Consider the following 3,393-nt stretch of genomic DNA (forward strand, 5'->3'; position numbering starts at 1 on the left):
GTACCGCTCGATCTTCGACCGCGTGCTGCCGGTGCCGCGCTGGCTCTACGGTCACCTCGAGCGCTGGCACCACCTGTCGTTCCTGCGCACGCCGCGCACGCTCGCGCTGCTCTTCGACCTGCAGCGCGAGGCGCTCGAGCCTGAGCGGCTCGCCGCGCTCCTGCACATCGTGCAGCAGGACCTCGGCTTCCCGCTCCACCGCTCGGTCGAAGCCGCGAAGGTCGCGCTGACTCGCGGCGCCGAGGCGGCGTTCACTTTCGAGCACGGACCGGTGAAGATCGCCGCGCCCGTGACCCGGCCCGAGTTCGAAGCTTGGATCGCGCCCGAGCTCGACTCGATCGCGGCCTGTGTCGACGGGCTCCTGGCGCAGACCTCGCTGGCAGCGTCCGACGTCGACCGCGTGTTCCTCACCGGCGGCTCGTCACTCGTGCCCGCCGTGCGCGCGCTGTTCGCGCAGCGCTTCGGCGAGGAGCGCATCCGCTCGGGCGACGAGCTCACGTCGGTCGCCAGCGGCCTCGCGCTGCGCGCACGCGAGCTGAGTCGCTAGGGCCGCCGTGAGCTCCGCGCGATGCCCGTATCCGCTCCCGAACCAGGCGCATCCTGGGAACCAAGGAGGATCATCATGTCCAAGACGACCACCGCGGCGCGCATCCTGCTCGGCGCCGTCTTCTTCGTGTTCGGTCTGAACAAGCTTCTGCACTTCATTCCGCAGCCGCCGATCACGGGTCCGGCGGCCGAGTTCATGGGTGCGCTGATCGCCAGCGGTTACTTCCTGCCGCTCCTGGCGGCGACGGAGATCGTCTCCGGGCTCGCGCTCCTGACGGGGCGCTACGTGCCGCTGGCGCTCGTCCTGCTCGCGCCGGTGGTCGTGAACATCGTGGCCTTCCACACCTTCCTCGCGCCGGCAGGGCTGCCCGTCGCACTGGTGGTCCTGGCGCTCGAAGTGTTTCTCGCGTCGCAGTACCGCAGCGCCTTCCGTTCGGTGCTCCGCGCCGGCGAGCGGGCGTAGTGACCGAAGGAGTCACTCCCTAGCTGGCTGGAGCGGGCGTGGCCGGCGGCGCGACGGGCTCGAGCCGCACCGGCACCGAGCCTTTCGGATCGCGCAGCATGCTCACGAACTTGTCCGCCCAGGCGTACTTCTGGCGCATGAGCTCGTGGATGCGGTCGCGGATCGCGGGCTCGTGGATCGGCACGGCGCGGAAGTGGAAGGTCTGGCCGCCGCGCTCCACCGTCACGTCGGGGTTCGCCTCGATCCGCTTGAGCCAGCCCGTGCCGGGCACGCCCGCGCGCAGCCACGCGAAGCCGCCGTCGTCGACCACCCACAGATGCGTGGTCCGGTCCGCACTTCCGTCGTGCGTGTGCAGCACCACCCCCTCGCCGCCGAATTCCGACGCAGCGAAGATCAGGCCGACGAAGCTCACTCCGAGCAGCAAGACGAGAAACAGGATCCGGGCGAGCAGGCGCATGGATCGGTCCTCCTCGCCCCGAGTCTAGCTCGGCTTGGGCTCGTTCTCCTTGGTGCGGTAGTCGCCGAACTGCGAGTCGCGCACGTTCAGCGCGTGGGTGACTCCCTTCGCGAACTGCTGCATGTACTCGCGCGCGGCGCGCGTGTGGAAGCCGAGCGCCTGGATCTCGGTACCCGCGCGCAGGGCGGCGCGCATGCCCATGATCTCCATGGCGCGGTGCACGCTGCGCTTGTTGAGCTGCTGTAAGTCGGGCGGGATCTTCGCCACGCGCTCGGCGATCTCGAGCACGCGCGCCTCGAGCTCGGCGGCGGGGTAGGCGCGGTTCGCGAAGCCCATGCGCGCGGCCTCGGCGCCCGAGATCGCATCGCCGGTCAGCATGAGCTCCATCGCGTTGCGCATGCCCACGAGCCAAGGGTGGTACTGCATGTCGGGCGGGCTCATGAGTCGCACCGGCGGGTAGCCGACCTGCGCGTCGTCGGCCACATACACGAGATCGCACGAGGTCGCGAGCTCGCTGCCACCCGCGAGGCAGTAGCCGTGCACCTGCGCGATCACGGGCTTGCGCAGGTCCCAGACCCGGAAGTGACCCTCGACCACGTGCCGCGGCCAGTTGCCGTCGCCGCCCGCGGTGTGCCACGGCTGCGCCGCCAGGTTGTTCGAGCCCAGGTCGTAGCCGGCCGAGAAGCACTTGCCCGCGCCGCGGATCAGGATGACTCGCACGGAGTCATCGGCATCGGCGGCATCGAGCGCCGCGTAGAGCTCGGCGCGCAGCGCGTTGGACAGCGCGTTGCGCTTCTCGGGCCGGTTCAGTGTGACCCGGCGGACCTGGGGCAGGGGATCGTCGAGCAGCAGGTATTTCGGGCTTTCCATGCCCAGAGCATACGCGGATCAGCGCGGCGGGAGCGGCGCGCACAGCTCCAGCGCGTGGCCGTCGGGGTCGGCGAAGTACGCCGAGCGCGCCGGCATCCAGGCGTGCGTGACCGGATCGCTGACCGCGATGCCCTTGCCGCGCAGCGTGGCGACCGCGGCGTCCAGGTCCGCATCACGGACCGTGAACGCGTAGTGGTGCGGCGCCTGACCGGCCTGCTCCTGGAGCAGGAGGATCCCGTTCGGGCCGCCGGCACGCAGGAACAGCCAGCGGCGCGGCTCGTCGCGCAGGCCGACCTCGAGACCCAGCACGTCGCGGTAGAAGGCCTCGGCACGCGCGAGGTCGGCGACGGGGATGGCGACTTCGTAGACACCGGCGATGGGCAGCATGGGGGACCTCCGATGAAAGAATATTGCTCTAGAATGTTCCTCTAGTGGATCCCTCTAGTCAAGCCGCGCTATCGTCCGCCGAGGTGAGGCGAGAGACGGGCGAAGGCGAGCGCCGACAGCGCATCCTGGATGCGGGCATGGAGTCGTTCCTGCTGCGCGGGGTGGGGGGCACCACCGTGGACCAGATCCGCGAGGCCTCCGGCGCCAGCGTCGGCAGCTTCTACCACCACTTCGCGAGCAAGGTCGAGGTGGCGGCGACGCTCTACCTCGAGACACTGGGCGCCTACCAGGCTGCCTTCGCGCGCGAGCTGCTCGCTCACGACGACGCGCGCGCCGGCATCGAGGCGGTCGTCCGCCAGCACCTGCGCTGGGTGGGCCGCAATCCGGAGCTCGCGAGCTACCTGACTCACTGCCGCGAGCCCGAGGTCGTGGCGGCCTCGGAGGCCCGCGTGCAGGAGCTCAACCAGGGCTTCTTCGGGTCGGTGGCGGGCTGGCTGGGCCGCTTCGCGCAGGGCGGGACGATCCGCGCGCTGCCGCCGGACCTCTACTACGCGCTCTGGATGGGGCCAGCCGAGGTGTTCACCCGTCTGTGGCTCGCGAGCGGCCGGAGCAAGTCGGCACTGACCCACGCGCAGAAGACACTTCCACCGGCGGCCTGGGAGGCCCTGCG

At 70.5% G+C, this 3,393-nt stretch carries 6 protein-coding genes; 3 read left to right on the top strand and 3 right to left on the bottom strand.

Annotated features, from left to right (window positions below):
* Window positions 1-547 (top strand): Hsp70 family protein (locus VMR86_06955; protein ID HTO06781.1); only part of this gene is annotated, 547 nt, incomplete at its 5' end.
* Between the two features lie 75 nt (window positions 548-622).
* Window positions 623-1,009, top strand: coding sequence for a DoxX family membrane protein (locus VMR86_06960; GenBank protein ID HTO06782.1), 387 nt, complete (start codon window positions 623-625; stop codon window positions 1,007-1,009).
* 19 nt (window positions 1,010-1,028) lie between these two features.
* On the opposite strand, the gene VMR86_06965 is transcribed toward VMR86_06960, so the two are convergent.
* The 3 genes from VMR86_06965 to VMR86_06975 are packed head-to-tail and all read right to left on the bottom strand — an operon-like array spanning window position 1,029 to window position 2,723.
* A complete protein-coding gene (locus tag VMR86_06965; GenBank protein ID HTO06783.1) occupies window positions 1,029-1,466 on the bottom strand; it encodes a nitroreductase/quinone reductase family protein in 438 nt (145 codons plus the stop codon).
* Between the two features lie 24 nt (window positions 1,467-1,490).
* Entirely contained in the window at window positions 1,491-2,336 is an 846-nt protein-coding gene (locus VMR86_06970; protein HTO06784.1) for an enoyl-CoA hydratase-related protein, read from the bottom strand.
* Between the two features lie 18 nt (window positions 2,337-2,354).
* The gene (locus VMR86_06975) at window positions 2,355-2,723 is read right to left on the bottom strand and encodes a VOC family protein (protein ID HTO06785.1); all 369 of its coding nucleotides are present in this window, start codon (window positions 2,721-2,723) and stop codon (window positions 2,355-2,357) included.
* An 83-nt stretch (window positions 2,724-2,806) separates the two neighbouring features.
* Here VMR86_06975 and VMR86_06980 point away from each other — a divergent pair.
* On the top strand, window positions 2,807-3,393 hold a 587-nt coding region (locus VMR86_06980), incomplete at its 3' end, for a TetR/AcrR family transcriptional regulator (GenBank protein ID HTO06786.1).

It is taken from the genome of Myxococcota bacterium (assembly GCA_035498015.1).
Taxonomy (GTDB): domain Bacteria; phylum Myxococcota_A; class UBA9160; order SZUA-336; family SZUA-336; genus VGRW01.

Excerpts from the sequence above, each read along its gene's own strand:
- VMR86_06975 (HTO06785.1), bottom strand. The coding sequence starts at position 2,723 with ATGCTGCCCATCGCCGGTGTCTACGAAGTCGCCATCCCCGTCGCCGAC.
- VMR86_06970 (HTO06784.1), bottom strand. The coding sequence starts at position 2,336 with ATGGAAAGCCCGAAATACCTGCTGCTCGACGATCCCCTGCCCCAGGTC.
- VMR86_06965 (HTO06783.1), bottom strand. The coding sequence starts at position 1,466 with ATGCGCCTGCTCGCCCGGATCCTGTTTCTCGTCTTGCTGCTCGGAGTG.
- VMR86_06960 (HTO06782.1), top strand. The coding sequence starts at position 623 with ATGTCCAAGACGACCACCGCGGCGCGCATCCTGCTCGGCGCCGTCTTC.